The organism is Salinivibrio sp. ML198 (assembly GCF_001996015.1).
GTDB classification, from domain to species: Bacteria; Pseudomonadota; Gammaproteobacteria; order Enterobacterales; family Vibrionaceae; genus Salinivibrio; species Salinivibrio siamensis.
In genome coordinates this window covers 1-21,831 of the sequence record NZ_MUEZ01000010.1, presented here as the reverse complement: position 1 = coordinate 21,831, position 21,831 = coordinate 1, and the positions used below count along the sequence as shown (strand labels likewise).

The following is a 21,831-nucleotide window of genomic DNA, read 5'->3' as shown; positions in this document are numbered from 1 at the left end:
TTCATCCGCAAAATAGATTTACCTCACTCTCTTTTGGGTGTATTCTCGATAATGTTCAACCGTGTTGGTTGACGAACTATTGGTCGTAGACACACCATGTTGCAACCAATGGTAAACTGACGCGCAAATAACGCGTGGTCCTGTTGAAGCTGCTTGGCAGCTTTGATAATCGGAAATTTATGCAGCAATTGAATATAGATACATCGAAACACCCTACCGCTAGGCTGGAAAGTTAGTTGTCCTGAAGATATTCGCTACATTTGCCCATAGAGTCGATTAACGGCACTCGCGTCACTGCAACACCTAGTTAATATATTCAGGAGACACCATGTCCAAAGCTAATGGTTCCGTTAAGTGGTTTAACGAAGAGAAAGGTTTCGGTTTTATCCAGCAAGAGAACGGTCCAGACGTATTCGTTCACTTCCGTGCTATCGTTGGTGAAGGCTTCCGCACACTAGCAGAAGGCCAACAGGTTGAGTTCGATATCGAGCAAGGTCAGAAAGGCCCACAGGCTGCGAACGTCGTTCGTCTGTAAGCCAAACCAAATTTAAGAGAAAGGCGCCCAGTTGGGCGCCTTTTTTGTCGCTATCATTTGTGCTTTAGTCTACCCCATCATTTTTTAAACGAAACCTCATCAAGGTCGCATTCCTTTCACACTCGCTATAGACGCTCTTGCCACCATCCACTAGGCTGAAAACATAGACATTGTCAGGAGGACGTATGCTATCTCCGTGTTTAATTGTTGACGATCATGAAATGATTCGTGACACCATTGGATTGATGGCCCAAGCACTTGGTATTAAGTCGGTGATCACGGCCGCAGATGGTGCCGAAGCGATATCAAAGGCGTACCATGAAGAGCCCAATCTGATCATTACCGACTTACAAATGGATCCCATTGACGGGTTGGAAATGTTACGCCTCATGCGAAGCGGCCGCTATCATTTGCGTCATGACACGCCCATTATCATTTTAACCGCTAACGCATCTCAGGCAGTGATCAGCGAGTGCATTCGCTATGACGTCGATGCTTTTATGGTTAAACCGGTGAAAAAACAAGATCTAGAAAACCGTGTCAAGCAGCTCTCTAAACAGACCAAAGCTAAAAAGCCCCCCAAATTTTACTTTGAGATGTATCAGTCAGACCCCGCCAAATCAACGGATTTTGAGCATAACGGGGCCATCGTCTTTACCGAAGAAGAGCAGCAGAAAATAGAAGGCATCAACGAGCCACAAGGCGAAGCGCAACCTGGCCTGACGTCAAAAGAGCCATCCATGCCCTCACCCAAGGGAGAGTCGAAAGATCGAAAATTCATTCGATGGCAAGAAAAGTATACAGTGGGGGATCCATCATTGGATGAGAGTAACAAGCAACTGCTCTCTATCATCAACGATACGTATGAGGCCATTGCCTATCACCATGAGGACGAGACTAAGACGGATTTTGAGGCCCTCGCGCAACGCTTTCGTGACTATATCGACACTCACTTTCAGCTAGAGGAAGATATTCTCGAAGCACGCGCCTACCCCAAATACAAAGAGCATGCTGCGATTCATCAACGCCTCGCCCGGCAAGCGCAATATGTGCTGCTACAGTGCCAAGCCGACCCAGAGCTATACCGCTCTGAATTCTTTAAGTTTTTGCGTTATTGGTGGATTCACCATGTCGTTCGTGAAGATACTCAGTATCGCGATTTTTTACTGCAAGGTCCTTAATACGTGAGAGTGTACCTACATTGTCTTCCAAGACGGCCTTTCTAGGGCCGTCAGGCATACCTTCAGCCCATCCCCTCGATGTGGGAACCTGCCCACACCTTTAGGCCAGTAAATGTTACTCCTCAAAACACTTACTTTCACAAAAAATTTAACAATAAATAAATTCATATATTTCATAAACTTAATTATATATAACAAGTCCAACAGTAAAATCTGGGGTTGATAAACCAAATTCATCGCCTATTATATAAAACGAATTCGTTAGAGCACAAAACAATTATGTGGCGATCAAAAACGACAGACACGGCAGTACTTGAATCCAAGGTACGTGACCGTAAACAGACCCAGACCAACACGAAGTTTGTGTTTCGTAAGCCAGCCATCAAGGATGGCGGCAACATCTATCGATTAATCACGCAGTGCCCACCGTTGGATGTGAACTCCGCTTATTGCAACTTCCTACAGGCGACACACTTTAAAGAGACCTGTGTCGTTGCAGAGCGAGAGGGTGATGTACAAGGCTTTATCTCGGGCTACATTCGCCCTGAGCAGCCAGACACCTTTTTTGTCTGGCAAGTTGCAGTGTCACCCAAAGCACGTGGTGAAGGGCTTGCCCTCTCGATGATCGAAGCGCTGATGGCACGTAAAGTCTCAAGCAATATTCGCTTCATTGAAACCACAATCACAGAAGACAACGCCGGATCTTGGGCGCTGTTTAAAAAGGTAGACCGCCTCTACGGTACAGGTGGTCAGCGCTCCGTGTTCCTCGACGAACAGGAGCATTTCAACGGTGAACATGACACCGAATACCTTTTCCGAATTCCACTCAAAAAATAACAGGATGAGTTATGGATATCTTTAAATCGCAGGAGTCAAATGTTCAATGTTACGCCAACAACTTCCCCGTTGTGTTTGAAAGCGCTAAGGGTTGCTGGATCACGGGCGTAGACGGCAAGCGCTACCTCGATTTTCTTGCTGGCGCCGGCTCGCTCAACTACGGGCATAACAACCCAACGTTGAAAAAAGCACTGATCGAGTACATCGAGAAAGATGGCATTACACACGGCCTGGATATGTACACAGGTGCAAAAGCACGCTTTCTCGAAGTATTTAAAGAGCACATCTTGGCACCGCGTGAGTTGGACTATAAGTTCCAATTCACTGGCCCAACAGGCACCAACGCAGTTGAAGCGGCAATGAAGCTTGCTCGTAAAGTAACAGGCCGCGCAAATATTGTGTCTTTCACCAACGGCTTCCACGGCTGTACATATGGTGCATTGGCAGTGACGGGTAATCATCATCACCGCGGTGGTGGCGGCATCCCTGTCAACAACGCTGTGACACGTCTTCCGTATGATGGCTATGCAGACGTTGATGGTTTAACTTTGTTCGAAACCATGCTGAATGACGCATCAAGTGGTCTAACAGGCGGTGATAAACCTGCTGCCGTGCTTCTTGAAGTCGTCCAAGGCGAAGGTGGCCTAAACGCAGCCTCTAATGAGTGGTTGCAGCGCCTGCAAGACATTTGTAAGGCACACGATATCTTGATGATCGTAGATGACATCCAGGCTGGTTGTGGCCGTACGGGTACGTTCTTCAGCTTTGAGCCGTCAGGCATTAAGCCCGATATTGTGACGCTGTCCAAATCAATTGGTGGTTATGGCCTGCCAATGGCTGTGGTCCTACTAAAACCTGAGCTGGATCAATGGGCACCGGGTGAGCACAACGGTACATTCCGTGGTAACAACCACGCGTTTGTGACTGCCGCGGAAGCGATTGACACATACTGGCGTGATGATCAATTCCAAACGCATATTCAAGAACGTGCCGATCAATTGAACAAAGTGTTGCAAGAGATGCTTAACAAGCACGGTGATCTTTTTGAGACCATCAAAGGCCGCGGTTTGATGCAAGGCATTGCGTGCCAAAATGGTGATATTTCAGATGAGATCTCCAGCCTGTGTTTTGACAATGGCATGATTATCGAGACCGCGGGTCCAGATGATGAAGTCATCAAATTCTTCTCGCCACTGACAGTCAGTGAAGCAGAGATGGAAAAAGGCCTGCAGATCTTCGTTAAGTCTGTTGAGCAGTATAAAAAACAGAAGATCAAGAAAGCATCGTAATCGCGAAGACGGCGATCCCCGCTTAACGAAGAGACGTTGAAGGAATAAACATGATTGTTCGTACATTAGAAGAATGCCAGAAAACTGAACGCCGTGTGGTGGCTGAAAACTGGGAAAGCGTACGCATGCTGCTACGCGATGATAATATGGGATTTTCTTTCCATATTACCACCATCTATGCCAACACTGACACGCACATTCACTACCAGAACCACTTAGAGTCTGTGTATTGTATGTCGGGTGAAGGTGAAATTGAAACCACGGATGACGGCAAGGTTTATCCTATTAAACCTGGCACACTGTATATCCTAGACAAACATGACGAACACCAGCTTCGTGCTAACAAAGGTGTTGATATGGTCATGGCCTGTGTGTTCAACCCACCTATTACTGGGCAGGAAACGCACGATGAGAACGGTGTTTATCCATTAGTCGATTAACCGTCATGGGGCAGCCGGATGCTGCCCCTGTAAACCCAATCGACTCCCTAATTCATAAAAGCCCACAAGGAGCTCACATGAATCATACCGTTGAAAAGATCGGCGGTACGTCGATGTCAGCCTACGACGCTGTCATGGATAATATCTTTTTGTACCCGTCAAACCCGTACAACCGCATTTTTGTCGTTTCTGCTTACGCTGGCATCACGGATGCATTGCTGGAGTGTAAGCGTTCGGGTAAGCCCGGCATTTATCGCCTTCTCGCGGCAAATAACCCTAAATGGCGTGATGCGATGGACGAGTTAGAGCAACGTATGCTGCTCATTAACAGCAATATGTTCCCCGATCCTGTATACCGTGAGCGTGCTGATAACTTTATCCGCCAACGCATGGAAAAAGCACATAGCTGTATCGAAGGTATACTCGAAACCTGTAACTATGGGCAGTTTTCTCTGGAAAGCTATCTACCACAAATTCGTGAGTTCCTCTCCTCTATCGGCGAGGCGCACAGTGCGCACAACTCAACGCTACTGCTCGAAAGTGTGGGAATTAACTCACGATTTGTTGACCTCTCTGGTTGGGATAACCCCGATGAAGGCAAAGGCGACCTCAACACGGTGATCGCCAATGCTATGGAAGACATTGACTTCAGTACTGAGCTGCCCATCGTTACCGGCTACGTCTATTGTGATGAAGGTCTGATGAAGACCTATGACCGTGGTTACAGTGAAATGACATTCAGCCGGATTGCCGTGTTAACCAAAGCAAGTAGCGCGGTGATCCACAAAGAATATCACCTAAGCAGTGCCGACCCTCGCATTGTAGGTCCAGAGCGTGTACAGCCAATGGGCCTCAGTAACTACGATGTGGCTGACCAGCTTGCTAACTTAGGGATGGAAGCCATCCACCCGAATGCAGCCTCTGGTATGCGCGCTGTGGGTATCGAATTGGTTGTGAAAAACACCTTCGAGCCTGAGCATGCGGGTACGGTGATCTCTCACAAATATCGTCCAAAAGACAAAGAGATCGAGATCATCGCCGGTCGAGATAAGGTGCTAGCTCTCCACATCTTTGACCAATCAATGGTTGGGCATGTTGATCAGGTCAGCTATGACGTGATGGAAATCATTCGCGAAGAGAACGTGCAGCTCATCAGTAAAGAGATGAATGCCAACTCAATCACCTACTACTTAGACGGCAAGACAGCCAGTCAAGATAAGGTGATTAATCGTGTTGAGAAGCTCTACCCGAAAGCGAAGATTACGGGTGAAATGGTCGCACTGATTTCTGTCATTGGTAGTCGTATCGACTCAAACCAAACCATGAGCAAGGGTATGCTGGCGTTGCTTGACGCAGAAATAAACCCTAAAGCAGCTCACTCATCGATGCGCGATGTGGACGTGCAATACGTAGTACTTGATAAGTTCTACCACGCGTCGATCTGCGCCCTACACGCTTGTTTTATCGAAGAGCCTACGCCTAAGCCAACCATTCGGGCCGCTTAAGACCCTGGTGCATATGACAAGCGAAAAACCATACCCCCTTACCTAAGGGGGTATGGTTTTATAAGCTAACCTAAACCCCCTCCTTGCGATTAAAAACCAACTTAATCACTTATCAATGTTGATAAAGTCTAACTAAACGGTAAAATTCCGCACTTTATCTTGATAGCTGTAGTGCCTTTATGATCGACCCCAATATGCTCCCCGTTTATTTAACCGCGGTTGTCGCACTTTTGCTGGTGCCCGGACCGGATATGTTGCTAATCGTGAGCGCAAGTCTCAGCTATGGCAGACGGGTTGGTATGGCCGCAAGTTTGGGTAATGCAACGTCAGGATTGATCCTTACCGTGTTAGCCGCAACCGGCGTATCGGCCATGATTGCGATGTCGCCAACGGCCTTAACCATTCTGCAATACGTGGGGGCAGCGTATTTACTCAAAATGAGTGTCGATACGTGGCGCGCCCGTCCAACAGACAGCGCCGAGCTCGCTCATCATCAAGGCATGGGCAAATACCTCTATAAACGCGCGGTCATGACCAACCTATTGAACCCAAAGGCGTTACTGTTTTTTGTGTTGTTTTTACCGCAGTTTATCTCGCATCAAATTCAAGCCTCGTCCAGCACGCAATTACTAACGCTTGGTCTTCTCCTCAACCTATTAGGGCTCGCGTTTAATCTGCTTTTAGTGGCAATAGTCGGCAAGCTTGGCAGTGCAATTCTCACCAATACCCGTGTCCAAATGTATCAGCATAAAATCATGGCATTGGTTTTTGCTGCACTCGCAGTCTGGCTTTTTACCCAACAGTCGTTGTAATCCATCCACTTAGCTGGGTAAAAAACCGACGAACCAGACGTTGAGCGATAAAAAGTCAGACAGTTGTCTGATATATTATACCGCTGTCAGTCGTATAACTGACTTTGGTTCGTTGGTGGCGTCTAACGCCCTTGCCTTTATCGGATGGATTCGGTCACGTGTTTAATCTTCACCTTCCCACACTGACTCTGGCTTACATCAGTGTGTTCTGGCTACTCACCATTGGCGTTTTGTTGATTGGGTGGCAGTTTAATCAGCACAAAGATATCAAGCTTTGGGGACTGGCTTGTCTGCTGATCTCAACGGGCACGTCGGTGTATAACATTGGCAATGTCACCGAAACGTCGGGGCTCGTCTGGATTGGCACCACAGCCGCGATCTGCTCTCATATTCTGGTGTGGTTAGGCACGCAATCCTTCGTGGGCACGTCCTCGTCGTGGCGGACGGCTTCGCTGGCAGCACTCTTGGGTGTAGGGGTTTATACACTGATTCTTGCCAATCATATTCCGCTTGCGCTCCGTATTACTTGGTACTGTGCGTTTTACGTGGCAATGCACCTTGCGGTTTTAAAACTCATTGTTGAGAGCCCAGAGAGAAAGCGGATAGGTTTTACTCTCTATGCGTCCGTGCTCTTCCTCTTACTGATACTTTATGGACTTCGTGCCTACTTCGCCTTTGACACACCGATGGAAAACACCGGCCTATCTCAACGTTATATCGCCGTGTATTACTTGATCTTAATGGCCGAGTTCGTCAAGTTTATGACCTTCATTTACCTTTGTTTTGAGCGACTGGAGTACACACTTTGTCAACTTGCGCTCCGTGACACTCTGACACAGCTTCCGAATCGACGCGCCTTTATGACGCAATCCGCACAGTGTCTCCTTTCTAACCAGCCGAATGCCCTTATCCTTGCTGATTTGGATAACTTCAAAAGTATTAATGATGTATATGGTCACCTTGCTGGCGATCAGGTATTGGTCGCTTTCAGCCAACACTTAGAACGGATCACCCAACAAGAAGGGGCGTTTTGCGCCAGAACGGGAGGTGAAGAATTTATTTTGCTACTCAGTGGCCAGTCTGTGCGTCGCGTACAAGAAATAGCGCTACAGCTGAAACGACAAATCGAGGCATGCCAGGTGACGACCGAACATGGCCATCACATCCAGTTTACGGTGAGTATCGGCGTCGGCATCAAGCGCCAAATACAATATGTTGCGATGAACCAGTTATTTGAGTGCGCAGATACGGCTTTATATGAAGCCAAGGCCCGCGGGCGAAACCGTGTAGAATTTGCGTTAACTGAACATCGTGATGCGCCCTCCAGTGTGTCACCAACATCCAACCAATCGCCCATCAGCCAAGAAACTGATAATCCTTCTCTGCCTAAACGTTATCTCGAGCGTCAATCTTTGTCATAATAGGCGTTCAGCCCGTAATAGGAGAACGTGTAATGGATGAGAACACCGCCACGCTACTGAATCTGCGTGTCATTGAAGTCAGCGACTATCAACCCTTAGCAGAGTTGATGGATCTCGTCTTCCCGGATGTCGGCGGTGCTTGGCCTAAGAGCACGATCATGCAACTGGTCACCGCTTTCCCGGATGGCCAGATATGCATTGAAGATAATGGAAAAATCGTCGCCGCCGCGTTAACGCTAAAAGTATCCTACAACCGCTTTTCACTGCCGCATACCTATGCCGACATTATCACGGATGACGGTGTGGTATTCCACGACGCAAAAGGGGATGCACTGTATGGCCTCGACGTGTTTGTACACCCTGATTATCGTGGCCATCGCCTTGGCCGTCGACTTTACGAAGCGAGAAAAGATCTGTGTCAGGCGCTGAACCTAAAAGCGATCCTCGCCGGCGGCCGTATACCTGGTTATCACAAACACAATGATGTTTCGGTGACGGATTATATTAATAAAGTCAGAAGAAAAGAGATTCACGACCCGATCCTTTCTTTCCAGCTATCTAATGACTTTGATGTTAAGCGTTTGATGAATCGCTATTTGCCCGAAGACGATAAGTCGGCGGGCTATGCCACACTGTTGGAGTGGGATAACTTCTTCTATGAAGAAGATGCATCCTCCGTGCATGATATTGAAAAAACCATCGTCCGCCTCGGGGTCGTGCAATGGCAGATGCGTCATGTGCTCTCAGTGGATGATCTTTTGAATCAGGCCGAATTCTTTGTCTCATCCTTAGCCAACTACCAGTCAGATTTCGCGCTCTTTCCCGAGTTTTTCTGTGCACCATTGATGGGGCTTGCACCTGATAAGCGCTCCGTCGAGGCAATTCGCTTTCTCAGTGAATTTACCCAGGCGATTAAGCAACGTTTTTCGCAATTGGCCGTCACCTACAACATCAATATTATCGCTGGCAGTATGCCCGTGTTGGAAAATGGCAAACTGTATAACGTCTCCTACTTAATGCACCGCGACGGTAGCATTGATGAGCAATACAAAATCCATATTACGCCGCACGAACAACGTGACTGGGTGATAGATGGCGGGGATACGGTCAAAGTCATTGAAACCGATGCGGGCCGGGTTGGTATTCTCACCTGCTATGACGCCGAGTTTCCTGAGTTGGGGCGTATTCTTGCAGAGCAAGGTGTACAGATCCTATTCGTGCCCTTTTGGACCGATACCAAGAACGGTTATTTACGCGTGCGCCTTTGTGCTCAAGCACGAGCGATTGAAAACGAGTGTTATGTCGCGATCGGCGGCAGCGTGGGCAACCTTCCTCGGGTAGATAATGTGGACATCCAGTACGCTGAGTCTGCGGTATTTTCACCCTCGGATGTCTATTTTCCGCACGATGCGACACTCGCGGAAGCCAATGCCAATACCGAGATGATGATTTTCGCAGACGTCGATTTGGACAAGCTCAAAATGCTGCATGAACGAGGTTCGGTAACGAACTTGAAACACCGTAGGCCCAAGCTCTATGCCAGCCATTTAAGCCAAGAGTAGCTTTAATACAGCCCTGCCGAATGCGGGGCTTTTATTCGTAAGCGGGAGACAAAAAGACTAGATTTCCATGCACTCTTGCCAAAAGCTTCTATCCTTACTCAATAAACTGCTTGTTTTTTAGCCAATGTGGCGTTGAGGTGAGATCATGAAGCTCAAATATAAAATGCTAGTCAGCTTACTGGGTGTGGGTTGCCTCCCCGCGTTAATCATTAGCTTGCTTTCTCTTCATACCGCCTCATCGTCACTCGAGCATCAAACGTTTAGTCAGCTTGAAGCGTTGAGAGAGGTAAAAAAATCAGCGGTCACACGCTATTTCCAAACCGCTGAAGGGCAGATAATTACCACCGCGGAAACCCCTTCCGTGTCCAACGCCATGGCCAGCATGATTGATGCCATGGACACACTTCCTTCTCGTACCGCCCAAACACGTTCACAACTGACCAGCTATTATCAGCGTCACCTCATTGACCCACTTGATGAGATCAGCACAGAATCACTCCCCAAGGCGAGAGATTTGGTGAACAACCTAACGCCACAAGTAGTGGCGCTACAACAAGCCTACTTAGTCGACAACCCTTATCCCATGGGAGAAAAAGGCGCATACCAAACCAGTGGCCAATTGCCTCAGTACGATCAAGCTCACCAAGCCATCCATCCCTATCTACGTGATGTTCAGGAAAAGTTTGGCTACTACGACATCTTTATGATCGAAGCAAGCCAAGGACACATCCTTTACTCCGCCTCCAAAGAACTTGATTTCGGCACGTCGCTAACAACAGGTCTGTTTAATACCTCTGGCCTGGCCGACGCTTTCCGTCAAGCGAAAACCTTAGCGGATGGCGATACCGTGATTATTGACTTTTCGCCCTACACAGCCTCGAACAACGCGCCGGCAGGGTTTATGGCATCGCCGATTTATCACAACGGTAGCGTGATTGGCGTGCTCGCCTATCAATTCCCGATAGATAAGCTCAGTGCCATTATGGCAGAGCGAGATGGACTGGGAAACACAGGCGAAACCTATCTCGTTGGCCCTGATAACTTGATGCGATCAGACTCCTTCTTAGATGCCGAGCATCGATCGGTCTTCGCCTCATTTATGCACCCCGCACAAGGTCGCGTTGAGACGCTTGCCGTTGAGCGTGCGATGCAAGGCGAAACAGGCATTGATGTCATTAACGATTACAACGGTAACCCCGTGCTCTCTGCCTACGCACCGCTAACCGTCAGTGGACTCAGCTGGGCAATCATTGCGGAAATGGACGTCAAAGAGGCGTTTGCAGCACTCAACGAACTACAAGGACTCATCGTCACCGTGTTGGTAATTGCGGTGGCCATGATCGCAGTCACTGCCATTCTGTTAACACGTTCGATTACCCGCCCGATAGGTGGCGAACCGGCTGAGATGGCCAAGATAGTACAAACGATTGCCGACGGCGATCTAAGAGTAAGCTTTGACGCTAGCCCCAACGCAACGGGGATCTATCGCTCCATGCGTGCGATGGCAACAAACCTCACCACCATGGTGTGCGATATTATTGGCGCCACTAACCAACAAGCAGCAGCGGCAGAGCAATTATCCTCCTCGAGCGTGCAAACACTCACTAACTTTGAAGCCCAAAACGCACGAACAGAACAAGTGGCGGCGGCAATGGAAGAAATGACGGCCACTGCCAATCAAATTTCCTCCAGCTCCGCCTCGACAGCCGATGCCACCGAAAAGGCGCGTTCACTTATCCATAGCGGAGACCAACAAGTGACCGAGTCTGTCGATGCGATGCAAGATCTTGTCACGCGTCTCAATCACGCCAAAGAAAAAACGGATGCGCTCGGGCAAAGCGCTGAGGATATCTCCAGCATATTGCAAACTATTGGCCAAATTGCTGATCAAACCAACCTGTTAGCATTGAACGCTGCCATCGAAGCGGCACGCGCGGGTGAGCAAGGTCGCGGCTTTGCCGTCGTCGCCGACGAGGTGCGAACGCTGTCGCAAAGCACGCAACAAGCCACAAGCGAAATCACACAGCTAATTGAAAACCTTCAGCACAATTCCAACACCACGACGCAGGCTATCTCAGAGAGTGCGACGACCGCCAACTATGTGTCGGAACGTGCAGAAGCAAGCTTATCATCGCTCAAACAAGCGGTGAACGCGGTGGACGAAATTGCAGACATGGCGATGCAAATGGCCAGTGCCTCAGAAGAGCAGTCTCTCGTGGCAACTGAAATCAATCAGAACTTAGAAGAAATTAACACCATGACCGGTGAAAACCGTCAAGCCATGGACCAAATCACTCAAGCCACACACAACCTCAGCAAGCTGTCTCATACACTAAAAGGTCACACGCAAAAATTTCAGTGCAAACAAGCTTAATTGAGCGGCATAACGTGCTCTGAGTACTAATCGCACTGACTTTGTTCAAGGTCAGTGCATTTACTGGTGTAAAGGATCACTCTCTTGGTAGAATCAACCCGTTTCTGCGTAAGCGTTATTAAGAGAGATTCCGAATGGGACGAAGTTTTGAAGTTCGTAAAGCGTCAATGGCGAAAACCCAGGGCGCGAAAATTAAGGTTTATTCAAAGTACGGTAAAGAGATTTACGTATGTGCTAAAAATGGCGGCTCGGATCCTGAGAGCAATCTATCACTGCGTCGTTTGATTGAGAAAGCGAAAAAAGATCAGGTGCCAGGTCATGTGATCGACAAAGCGCTTGATAAAGCCAATGGCACAGGTGGCGAAAACTATGAAGTGGCGCGTTATGAAGGCTTTGGGCCTGGCAGCTGCGCGGTGATTGTTGATTGCTTAACGGATAATAACAGCCGTACTTATATGGACGTACGCCAGTGCTTTGTGAAAAACGATGCGAAAATTGGCACGCCCGGTGCGGTGTCTCATATGTTTGAGCACCAAGCTGTTTTCCAGTTTAAAGGAGATGATGAGGAAGGCACGCTTGAAGCCTTGGTCATGGCTGATGTGGATGTGTCAGACATCGAAGCAGACGAGGGTATCATTACAATTTTTGCCCCTCACACAGAGTTTTTCAAAGTGAAAAATGCGCTAAGTGACTATCTTGGCGACACGCCGATTGATCTTGAAGAGATCACCTTTGTGCCTCAAATCGACACTCAGGTCAGCGGCGAGGATGTTGAACGTTTTGAAAAGTTCCTCGATATGCTTAACGACTGCGACGACGTCCAAAATGTCTACCACAACGCAGAGCTAATCTAAGCACAATAACTAAGCGCCATGTCATCATGGCGCCTTATCGCTCACCCAGTTGCGTGAGTAGCATTTGCGAAAATAACGCCCAGTTTTGACGAAATCTATCATCCCCCTGCAGTACATAACTTTGCAAACCAGCACCAAGGAAAAAGGCATCCACGACACGAATTGCCGTATCAATCTGATGCTGCGGAATCTTCCCCTGATAAAAATACTCAATCGCACGCGTGTATTCCGTTAAACCATGTTGAGAAAAGCGCTGAATAGCCACCCTAAACTGTTCATCAAATAAGGCTTGGGTTGTAAAGCTATACATCGCTTTCATCGCATAAGGCTCACATTGCATGGTGAGGTACAAGGTATCCCCTGTCACTTCGAGATAACTCTCAAAATCATCAAAATTTGCAGGCTCGGCCACGGCAAGAAACATAGAGATTAATTCATCAACCGCTGCATATTTGACGGCATCAAGATTGTCAAAATGATGATACAGCGCCCCTTTGCTGATTCCGGCTTTCTTCCCTAATTTTGTCGCCGTTAATGCAGCAAGCCCCTCATTTCCAACGATTTCTAGCGTTGTCGAAAGAATGTGTTGGCGCATAGCACGCGACGCAATTTCGTTTTTGTTCATCGTTTTTTGATCAAAAGTGAAAGTCCAGATGAAAAAATAAAACATACCGAATGTTCATTCAAATTTTTTCGGGCAAAATGTGACCGATAACCGAATGATTTCTCAACACGGAAGCGTCGGAAGAAAAAAGAGGATGAAAGTGGGTGTTGTAAAATAACAGAACAAGGCTCAAAGACAGGTTCAAACGCAATGGCTACAATGAATAGAGGCAGAACTGATAAGAGGTTAAGTAAGTGATGAAAAGAGTGTGGGCGTTGCTGTTAACACTAGCGGTTGCATGGCCGGTGAGCGCTAAGACCACGTATGTGGTTGGCGTACAGAGTTTTTCACAGTATTACCCGTATTCAGCCTACTCTAACCGTAACTATTCTGGCTTTAACCGAGAGCTGTTGGATATGTTTGCCAATGAATACCACTACCGTTTCGTCTACAAAGCGCTCCCCCTAAGACGCCTTTACCACCGCTTTGTCGAGGGCGCTGTCGATCTGAAATATCCAGACAGTCCAGATTGGAGCCCAGACATTAAAAAAAAGGTCAGTGTGACATACAGTGATCCTGTGGTGAGCTACACGGATGGCGTCATGGTTATTGACCAACACTATGGCCGGCCTTTGGATGAATTCCGTTTTCTCGGTGTGGTAGCCGGATTCACTCCCCACCCTTATCAATCACGTATCAGCGCCGGAAAAATACGTGTCGATGAAAGCTATCAATATGATTCGCTGTTAATGAAGGTAATCAGTGGTCGCGTTGATGGCGGCTACGCCAATATTGACGTCGCACAGTTTTATCTTGACCAAATGGGCCTCAAAAAAGGCTCGGTAAAGTTTGATGATACCCTCCCACATGTGAAAGGAACTCGTCACCTTTCAACAATTCACTATCCAAAACTGATTAAAGAATTTAACCAATTTTTAGCTGATAACCAAGCCAAGATTACTGAACTAAAAGCACGTTATGGGCTTGAGTGATTGAGGTTTATTTCTTCATTTCAGTCCACAGTGCTGTATACTCGACACGCCATTTCAGGCAGGATGATGCGGTTGAATCAGAGAGAGAAGAGTTGCTTTGCGTAATCAGCTTATCAGTTTAGATTTGTTTTATGCCATTGAGCACCTTATGCCCGGAAAGCGCACTGCCGCGTTATTCCGTCGGTCAATTAAACACCTCCCCGTAACCACTTTGGCGCTTACCCATTACGACTCCGCTGCAGGGCTTCAGCTCGCATTATTCCGTCATTGCCGTAACTATGTGGCTTTTACACAAGGCAAGCCCATTTCGCCTGATTTTGATTTCTCTGGTACCGCCGAGCAAATATTGGCTGCCGAATCAGTGATGAAAGCCTTTATTCGTGGCGCCTACTGGTGGGTGGAATATCATATGAGTCTGTATCGTGACGATTGGAGCCAAGAGCAGTCTCAACGTTGGTTAAAGGATTTACGTTTGCTGGTACAAGTCATTATCGGTGTCGGGAACTGTACCAATGCTGAATTTTTGATCACACACCGAGGCCCTATCCAAGCCCTGACTTACGATACACACCTCGAGCCTTTTCTCACCAATTATTAATCATCCAGGCACGCACCGAGATCCCAGTTTGTCTATTGATTGATCATCCCACACTGCTTTCGCTATTTCGTCACGTTTATTCGCTAGCCTAGGCCCATGACGATGACACAAGGTTCACCATGAAGCGATTAAAGCGGTATCAATACGAGCGGTATGCCATTTTATGCCGCGCCTCTTATCCTACCTTTTTTAATCACACGCAATACGGCTTCAGTCCGAATGGACGACGTGATATTTACGACCGCTGGGGGCGTTGTATTATTCGTGTACTCTGGCGAGATGATGACGATGTGGTGGTGGTATTTCGCGGCTCGCAAACCTTGTGGGACTGGCTAGTAAATTGTGCCTGTGGTCCTAAGCGTATTCGCATGGCAAACACTTATTGTTACGTACACTGGGGATTTCACTACTTACTGACACAAAAAAGTTTACCCTGGCAACAGCACAAGCGTCGTTACCAAGCTATGACCACGAGCCAGTTTGCTGATGTCGCACAAGCGGCGGATATGGCTTCCTTAGACGGCGATACGGTGCTCGATAAACTCTGCTCCGCCCTGTCGCCTTTGGTTCAGGCCAACAAAAAAGTCTCTTTTATTGGTCATTCGTCAGGCGGCGCGATGGCGGTTCTTGCCGCGGCGATGCTTCAACCACAAATGGGCAGTGCTATTAAACGCATCGTCACCTTTGGTCAGCCTGCCGCTGGTATGTGGCGTTTTAAGCGGCATTATCCCTTTCATACCAAAACTTATCGTATCTGTTGTGATGTCGACATCATTACCTTCTTACCCGGGATTCCATTTCTGTATTGGCATGTCGGTCGGCTTCTATGGCTACATGAGAACAAAATTTATACCGACACGTCATCACTGATTCGCGTGCTCAGGGTCTTATTTAGCTGGCTCGCACGCCCCATCGCGTATCATTACATGGATAAATACATCCGACGCAAAGATTACTTTGACCAACACTAATTGGCCTGTACCAACCAATACGTGATCTTGATACCAGCTTCCTTCACTGTCCCAAGACTGTCACCCAGCAGTCACCCCGTTTTCATATTGCCTCGCCACACTTTCGACCGGCTTTGCGATGCACTTTTTGGCGCATCGCTATCACCTAAATCATAAATACGATAACGAACAGAAAGGAATAATTGTCGTGAGCAAGCATATTGACCAACGTCCGCTGGACGCAGAACCCGAATTCAATCGCTTTATTGATGCCGCCGTAAGTCGTCGCCGCTTTTTACAAGGCGCGGGCGCCGCTAGTACGGTCGCTTTTTTTGCCGCTAACCCTGTTGCCAAAGCAGTGGCTGGCAGCATGAGCAAAAGTGAACTGATAGGCTTTGACGCAATCCCAACCTCAACCGCTGATACAGTCAAGGTGCCTGCTGGCTATAAGGCAGACGTACTGGTGTCTTGGGGCGATCCTATCTTTACTAATGCGCCTGCTTTTTCGCAACAAAACAATGCCGATGCGCAAGCTCAGCAGTTTGGCGACAACAACGATGGCATGACATTTTTCCCGCTCGCCAATGATCGCGCCCTGCTCGCGGTCAATAACGAGTATATCAACGATGAGTATTTGTTTACGCACGGTGGAGAAAACATCTCAGCCGATGATGCGCGCAAATCGCAAGCGGCGCATGGCGTCTCTTTGGTTGAACTCAAAAAAGTCGATGGTCGCTGGACAATCAATCCGCAAGGTCGCTTAAACCGTCGTATTACCGCTTATACAGAAATGGCAATGACAGGTCCCGCCGCCGGCCATTCACTGCTCAAAACCGCGGCTGATCCGTCGGGTAAATTGATCCTCGGCACTTTTAACAATTGTGCCAACGGCGAAACGCCTTGGGGCACCTATCTGACCTGTGAAGAAAACTTTAATGGCTATTTTGCTAGCGAAAAAACCGTCACCTTGGGCAAAACCTATCAGCGCTACGGCATCAGCGATACCGATTGGGGATACGATTGGTACAAGCACGACGAGCGCTTTGATGTCGCCAAGCACCCCAATGAGCCCCACCGCTTCGGCTGGGTGGTCGAAATTGACCCTATGGACCCCAATTCGACCCCGAAAAAGCGCAGTGCACTGGGTCGTTTTAAGCACGAAAATGCCGCACTAACGGTCAATGATGATGGGCATGTTGTCGTGTATATGGGCGATGATGAACGTGGCGAGCACCTATATAAATTTGTCTCTGAGGGAAAATACGATCCGAGTAAAGGTAGCGCTAATCGCGATTTGCTCGAGAACGGTACCTTATATGTCGCCAAATTTACCGGCAGCGACGACGAGCTCAAAGGTCAAGGGGAGTGGTTAGAGCTCACCTTTGGTAAAAATGGCCTGACCCCAGCAAATGGCTTTCCCGACCAAGCCAGCGTGCTCATTTTTGCCCGCGAAGCCGCGACGCAAGTGGGTGCAACCACCATGGATCGTCCTGAGTGGGTCGCCGTGCACGCCGACAACAAGCATGTCTTCTGCACCCTCACCAATAACAAGTACCGTGGCGTGAAAGACAGCCAACCATTAAATGCGGCCAACCCACGCACCAAAAACCCGTATGGCCATATTATTCGCTGGGCACCGACCCAAGGCGATCATACTCAGCCTACTTTTGAGTGGGACATTTTCGTGATGGCCGGCCATCCTGAAAAGCAATCTGGATTGATGGCGGGTACCGATAACATTAATAAAGACAACATGTTTAACAGCCCAGATGGTATCGGCTTTGATCGTGCCGGTCGTCTTTGGATTCAAACCGACGGTGATTACTCCAACGAGGGAGACTTCGCTGGCATGGGCAATAACCAAATGCTGTGTGCCGACACGCAAACGGGGGAAATTCGTCGCTTCCTTACCGGGCCAACATCGTGTGAGATCACGGGACTGACCTTTACCCCTGACTCACGCACTATGTTTGTGGGTGTACAACACCCAGGCGCCCATTTCCCTGCAGGCGGTGACGCCATTCCTCGCTCTTCGGTCATCATGATCACCAAAGAAGACGGTGGCGTAATCGGTACTTAACCCTTCATCGTCCAATGCTCTAAGCCTTACTTTGTTAAAACAGCCCAGCCCTTGCCAACGCAAGGGCTTTTTCTCTCCTTACCTCTCAATTGAGTCGCTCAATTTTTATACGCCACTGCCAACTATTAACTATATTTATAAAGGGAATATGTAACGATCGTGCACCAAACTGTGTCCAGCGCGTTGATAAAGTGACGTAATTGAATATAAATCAAAACGTTGGCGTGATGCAGTTGCCGAGGAGAGCCGACAGCATGGCGACAGAGACACAAGTCACCGAGACACAAGGAACGGTTGCTGCCGTTCAACCTGATGGCCAAGTGCGTCAGATAGAGGCAAATCAAACAGTTTCGACGGGAGAGCTCGTCACCGCGGTGGGCAACGAGCCTGCCTCAGTGCGCCTTGAGAATGGTGTCGATACCAACCTCGCCTTATCTGCCTTGCTTGTCGGCGAAGATGAAGACGATACGCTGGTACAAGATTTACCTGAGGATGTGCTTGAAATCATTGAAGCCATCCAACGCGGTGATGATCCCAATGCGATTGAAGATGCCGCCACCGCAGCCGGTGCGGCGGCTTCAGGTTCTGCGATCACGGCCATGGCAATCATTGAAGCGAACGGCCGTATTGGCGAGATCATTGCGGGTTTCCAAACTGAGGGCATTACCAACCCCGATGGTGGCATTACCGACGAACAGCTTTTTGCTCTAACCGCACTAAGATTGGCAAGTGCTGACGCCGTATTCCCTGCCGCAGATACCAATGAAGCGCCGAGCGCCGAATCGCTCACCTTCAGTACCGACGAAGATCAACCCCTGGTGCTGACGCCCAATCAAATACTGCAGCAAATCAACGATCCAGACGGCGATACCCTCACCATTGTTTCCATCACCAGTGGCAATCCAGATGTCGAAATCGACGAAGATGAGTCTGGTAATATCGTCATCACACCACCGCCCAATTTCAATGGCGATCTTGATCTCACAGTCATTGTTTCCGATGGCCAAGCAGAAACCCCGTCCGATATCACGGTCACCGTGAATCCCGTCAACGATGCTCCGACGCTGCAATTTTCTGCCATATCGGTCACTGAGGATGCGGTCGCGGCCGGCGATACCGTCGGCACTGTAACGGCGACGGATATAGAAGACGATGTCCTCACCCTATCGTTGACTGACGGTGGACAAAACTATGTCGAGTTGCAGGGTAATAATGTTGTTCTCACTCAGGCAGGCGTCGATGCAATCAATAACGATGCACTAGATATCGCCTCGCTGACATTTACAATCACCGCCTCAGACGGCGAAGCGAGCACCTCTCAAACCTTCACCTCAGCAGTGGAACGTATTGACGATCCCGCATCCATCACAGGTGATACCTCAGGCACGCTCTCGGAGGGGGAAATCGATGGCTCTGATGGAAGTTTGATAGCCAGAGACTCGGTTTCCGGTACCTTGTCGATCACCGATCCGGACGATAGCCCAACGTGGATCGATAGCACGCAATCCGGCCAGTATGGTGAGCTCGTCTTCACCAATGGCAACTGGACCTACACCGCAGACAGCGATGCTGTGCAATCTCTTAGCGAGGGTGATGCGGTTTCGGATAACTTCACTGTGACTGCATCAGACGGCAGCAGCCAAGTGATCGCGATAACTATCACAGGTACAAATGATGATCCTGTGATTAGCGGCCAAACCCTTGGCGATGTTGTCGAAGACAGCATTTTAGAAGCGACAGGATCTCTCAGTATTTCGGATGCAGATGGTAACAATGCGCCGAGCTTTTCCGATGGCAATGTGTCCGGTCAGTACGGTGAGTTATCACTGATGAATGGTACTTGGACTTATACGCTGGATAACAACAGCAGTCTTGTTCAAGGTTTAGACGCCGGCGATCAAGTGACGGACACCATCACCCTCACTGCAAGCGATAATACACAGCAAGATATTGTCATCACGATTACAGGGACCGACGATGCGCCAGAAGTGAGTGGTGAGTTTGTTGGCTCAGTCACCGAAGGTGACGAAGGCGATGCGGTCACTGCCACCGGCACCATTGCGATCAGTGATGTCGATAGTGGCGACACGCCAACCTTTGCCAATACCACAGCGTCTAGCACTTATGGCTCGTTGGAGCTAGTAGATGGTGCTTGGACCTACACCCTCGATCAATCTGCCGTGCAGAATTTAGATGCCGGTGATGAGGTGACCGACACCATCACCCTCACCGCAAGCGATAACACGCAACAAGATATTGTCATCACCATTACGGGGACCGACGATGCGCCAGAAGTGAGTGGTGAGTTTGTAGGTTCTGTCACCGAAGGTGACGTGGGCGATACCGCAGTAACTGCCACGGGAACCATCGCGATCAGTGATGTGGATGGCGACGATACGCCCACCTTCGCCAATACCACTGAGACGGGGACTTATGGTTCGATCGAGCTAGTAGACGGTGATTGGACGTATACGCTTGATCAAGACAGCGTGCAGGATTTAGATGCTGGCGATCAAGTGACCGACACCATTACTCTCACCGCCTCTGATGGCACCCAGCAAGCTATTGTCATCACCATTACTGGTAGTGAGGATACGCCAGAAGTGACTGGTAGCTTTATCGGTTCCGTGACCGAGGGCAATGTGGGCGATGCGCCTGTAACTGCAAGTGGCACACTTTCAATCAGTGACGTTGATGGCGACGATAATCCCACCTTTGCCAATACTACAGAGACCGGTACCTATGGCTCGCTAGAGCTGGTCAATGGAAGCTGGACTTACACCCTTGATCAGTCTGCGGTGCAGAATTTGGATGCCGGCGATCAAGTTACCGACACCATTACCCTGACAGCAAGCGATAACACCCAACAAGATATTGTCATCACCATTACCGGTAGCGAGGACCTACCTGAAGTCACCGGTGAGTTTATTGGTTCCGTGAACGAAGGCAACGAAGGTGATGCACCTGTCACTGCCACGGGCACCATTGCGATCAGTGATGTTGATGACGGCGATAATCCGACCTTTGCCGATGTTACACAGGCTGGCACTTACGGCTCTCTGGAGCTAGTAGATGGTGCTTGGACCTACACCCTCGATCAGAGCTCAGTGCAGGATTTAGATGCCGGTGATGAGGTGACAGACACCATCACCCTCACTGCAAGCGATAACACGCAACAAAATATTGTCATCACGATTACGGGGACAGAGGATGCCCCTGAAGTAAGTGGTGAGTTTGTAGGTTCTGTCACCGAAGGCAACGTGGGCGATGCCCCTGTCACTGCCACGGGTACCCTTGCGATCAGGGATGTTGATGACGGCGATAACCCGACCTTTGCGAATACTACTGAAGCGGGGACTTATGGCTCGCTAGACCTAGTTAACGGCAACTGGACCTACACCCTCGATCAGTCTGCCGTGCAGAATTTAGATGCCGGTGATGAGGTGACCGACACCATCACCCTCACCGCAAGCGATAACACACAACAAGATATTGTTATCACCATTACCGGCACCGATGACTTACCTGAAGTCACCGGTAGCTTTACCGGCTCAGTGACCGAAGGTGACGCGGGCGATACCGCGGTAACTGCCACGGGTACCATTGCGATCAGTGATGTGGATAGCGACGATAATCCCACCTTTGCCAATACTACAGAGACCGGTACCTATGGCTCGCTAGAGCTGGTCAACGGCAATTGGACTTACACCCTCGATCAGTCTGCCGTACAGAACTTGGATGCCGGTGATCAGGTGACCGACACCATCACCCTCACCGCAAGCGATAACACACAACAA

At 49.0% G+C, this 21,831-nt stretch carries 17 protein-coding genes; 16 read left to right on the top strand and 1 reads right to left on the bottom strand.

From position 1 onward, the window contains the following. The first annotated feature begins 328 nt into the window (after positions 1-328). The 11 genes from BZG25_RS08570 to BZG25_RS08515 all read left to right on the top strand — a co-directional run bounded on the left by BZG25_RS08570 (position 329) and on the right by BZG25_RS08515 (position 12,810). Complete coding sequence (locus tag BZG25_RS08570) at positions 329-535, top strand: cold-shock protein (protein ID WP_025744354.1); 207 nt, start codon at positions 329-331, stop codon at positions 533-535. Between the two features lie 185 nt (positions 536-720). Continuing rightward, positions 721-1,716 carry a bacteriohemerythrin gene (locus BZG25_RS08565; protein WP_046075980.1) on the top strand — a complete coding sequence of 332 codons (996 nt, stop codon included), beginning with the start codon at positions 721-723 and terminating at the stop codon, positions 1,714-1,716. A gap of 279 nt (positions 1,717-1,995) precedes the next feature. Further along, entirely contained in the window at positions 1,996-2,553 is a 558-nt protein-coding gene (gene ectA / locus BZG25_RS08555; protein WP_046075982.1) for a diaminobutyrate acetyltransferase, read from the top strand. A gap of 11 nt (positions 2,554-2,564) precedes the next feature. After that, positions 2,565-3,842, top strand: a complete 1,278-nt coding sequence (gene ectB / locus BZG25_RS08550) for a diaminobutyrate--2-oxoglutarate transaminase (RefSeq protein ID WP_077638856.1) — start codon at positions 2,565-2,567, stop codon at positions 3,840-3,842. 50 nt (positions 3,843-3,892) lie between these two features. Continuing rightward, positions 3,893-4,282, top strand: coding sequence for an ectoine synthase (locus BZG25_RS08545; RefSeq protein ID WP_046075984.1), 390 nt, complete (start codon positions 3,893-3,895; stop codon positions 4,280-4,282). A gap of 77 nt (positions 4,283-4,359) precedes the next feature. After that, positions 4,360-5,787, top strand: a complete 1,428-nt coding sequence (locus tag BZG25_RS08540; RefSeq protein WP_046075985.1) for an aspartate kinase — start codon at positions 4,360-4,362, stop codon at positions 5,785-5,787. Between the two features lie 179 nt (positions 5,788-5,966). Further along, on the top strand, positions 5,967-6,599 hold the full coding sequence (locus BZG25_RS08535) for a LysE family translocator (RefSeq protein WP_077638855.1): 633 nt from the start codon (positions 5,967-5,969) through the stop codon (positions 6,597-6,599). A gap of 158 nt (positions 6,600-6,757) precedes the next feature. After that, entirely contained in the window at positions 6,758-8,020 is a 1,263-nt protein-coding gene (locus BZG25_RS08530; protein WP_077638854.1) for a diguanylate cyclase, read from the top strand. 32 nt (positions 8,021-8,052) lie between these two features. Next, positions 8,053-9,582, top strand: coding sequence for a bifunctional GNAT family N-acetyltransferase/carbon-nitrogen hydrolase family protein (locus BZG25_RS08525; protein ID WP_077638853.1), 1,530 nt, complete (start codon positions 8,053-8,055; stop codon positions 9,580-9,582). A gap of 145 nt (positions 9,583-9,727) precedes the next feature. Next, a complete protein-coding gene (locus BZG25_RS08520; RefSeq protein WP_077638852.1) occupies positions 9,728-11,956 on the top strand; it encodes a methyl-accepting chemotaxis protein in 2,229 nt (742 codons plus the stop codon). A 134-nt stretch (positions 11,957-12,090) separates the two neighbouring features. Next, a complete protein-coding gene (locus BZG25_RS08515) occupies positions 12,091-12,810 on the top strand; it encodes a YebC/PmpR family DNA-binding transcriptional regulator (RefSeq protein ID WP_046075989.1) in 720 nt (239 codons plus the stop codon). A 34-nt stretch (positions 12,811-12,844) separates the two neighbouring features. On the opposite strand, the gene BZG25_RS08510 is transcribed toward BZG25_RS08515, so the two are convergent. Next, positions 12,845-13,480: a TetR/AcrR family transcriptional regulator gene (locus tag BZG25_RS08510; protein ID WP_052708154.1), complete on the bottom strand. Its 636-nt coding sequence runs from the start codon at positions 13,478-13,480 to the stop codon at positions 12,845-12,847. A 188-nt stretch (positions 13,481-13,668) separates the two neighbouring features. On the opposite strand from BZG25_RS08510, the gene BZG25_RS08505 reads away from it, so the two are divergent. From BZG25_RS08505 to BZG25_RS08485, 5 genes are all read left to right on the top strand, one after another. After that, entirely contained in the window at positions 13,669-14,406 is a 738-nt protein-coding gene (locus BZG25_RS08505) for a transporter substrate-binding domain-containing protein (protein ID WP_131825380.1), read from the top strand. Between the two features lie 97 nt (positions 14,407-14,503). Beyond that, a complete protein-coding gene (locus BZG25_RS08500; RefSeq protein WP_046075991.1) occupies positions 14,504-15,004 on the top strand; it encodes a hypothetical protein in 501 nt (166 codons plus the stop codon). Between the two features lie 119 nt (positions 15,005-15,123). Further along, the gene (locus BZG25_RS08495) at positions 15,124-15,975 is read left to right on the top strand and encodes a lipase family protein (RefSeq protein WP_077638851.1); all 852 of its coding nucleotides are present in this window, start codon (positions 15,124-15,126) and stop codon (positions 15,973-15,975) included. Positions 15,976-16,162: 187 nt separating this feature from the next. Then, complete coding sequence (locus BZG25_RS08490; protein ID WP_371326852.1) at positions 16,163-18,034, top strand: PhoX family phosphatase; 1,872 nt, start codon at positions 16,163-16,165, stop codon at positions 18,032-18,034. A gap of 254 nt (positions 18,035-18,288) precedes the next feature. Then, the coding region (locus BZG25_RS08485; protein WP_198535212.1) for an S-layer family protein at positions 18,289-21,831 on the top strand (3,543 nt) is incomplete at its 3' end.

Coding starts and splice junctions, on each gene's coding strand:
- BZG25_RS08525 (WP_077638853.1), top strand. CDS start 8,053: ATGGATGAGAACACCGCCACGCTACTGAATCTGCGTGTCATTGAAGTC.
- BZG25_RS08515 (WP_046075989.1), top strand. CDS start 12,091: ATGGGACGAAGTTTTGAAGTTCGTAAAGCGTCAATGGCGAAAACCCAG.
- BZG25_RS08540 (WP_046075985.1), top strand. CDS start 4,360: ATGAATCATACCGTTGAAAAGATCGGCGGTACGTCGATGTCAGCCTAC.
- BZG25_RS08565 (WP_046075980.1), top strand. CDS start 721: ATGCTATCTCCGTGTTTAATTGTTGACGATCATGAAATGATTCGTGAC.
- BZG25_RS08520 (WP_077638852.1), top strand. CDS start 9,728: ATGAAGCTCAAATATAAAATGCTAGTCAGCTTACTGGGTGTGGGTTGC.
- ectB (WP_077638856.1), top strand. CDS start 2,565: ATGGATATCTTTAAATCGCAGGAGTCAAATGTTCAATGTTACGCCAAC.
- ectA (WP_046075982.1), top strand. CDS start 1,996: ATGTGGCGATCAAAAACGACAGACACGGCAGTACTTGAATCCAAGGTA.
- BZG25_RS08510 (WP_052708154.1), bottom strand. CDS start 13,480: ATGTTTTATTTTTTCATCTGGACTTTCACTTTTGATCAAAAAACGATG.
- BZG25_RS08495 (WP_077638851.1), top strand. CDS start 15,124: ATGAAGCGATTAAAGCGGTATCAATACGAGCGGTATGCCATTTTATGC.
- BZG25_RS08545 (WP_046075984.1), top strand. CDS start 3,893: ATGATTGTTCGTACATTAGAAGAATGCCAGAAAACTGAACGCCGTGTG.
- BZG25_RS08570 (WP_025744354.1), top strand. CDS start 329: ATGTCCAAAGCTAATGGTTCCGTTAAGTGGTTTAACGAAGAGAAAGGT.
- BZG25_RS08535 (WP_077638855.1), top strand. CDS start 5,967: ATGATCGACCCCAATATGCTCCCCGTTTATTTAACCGCGGTTGTCGCA.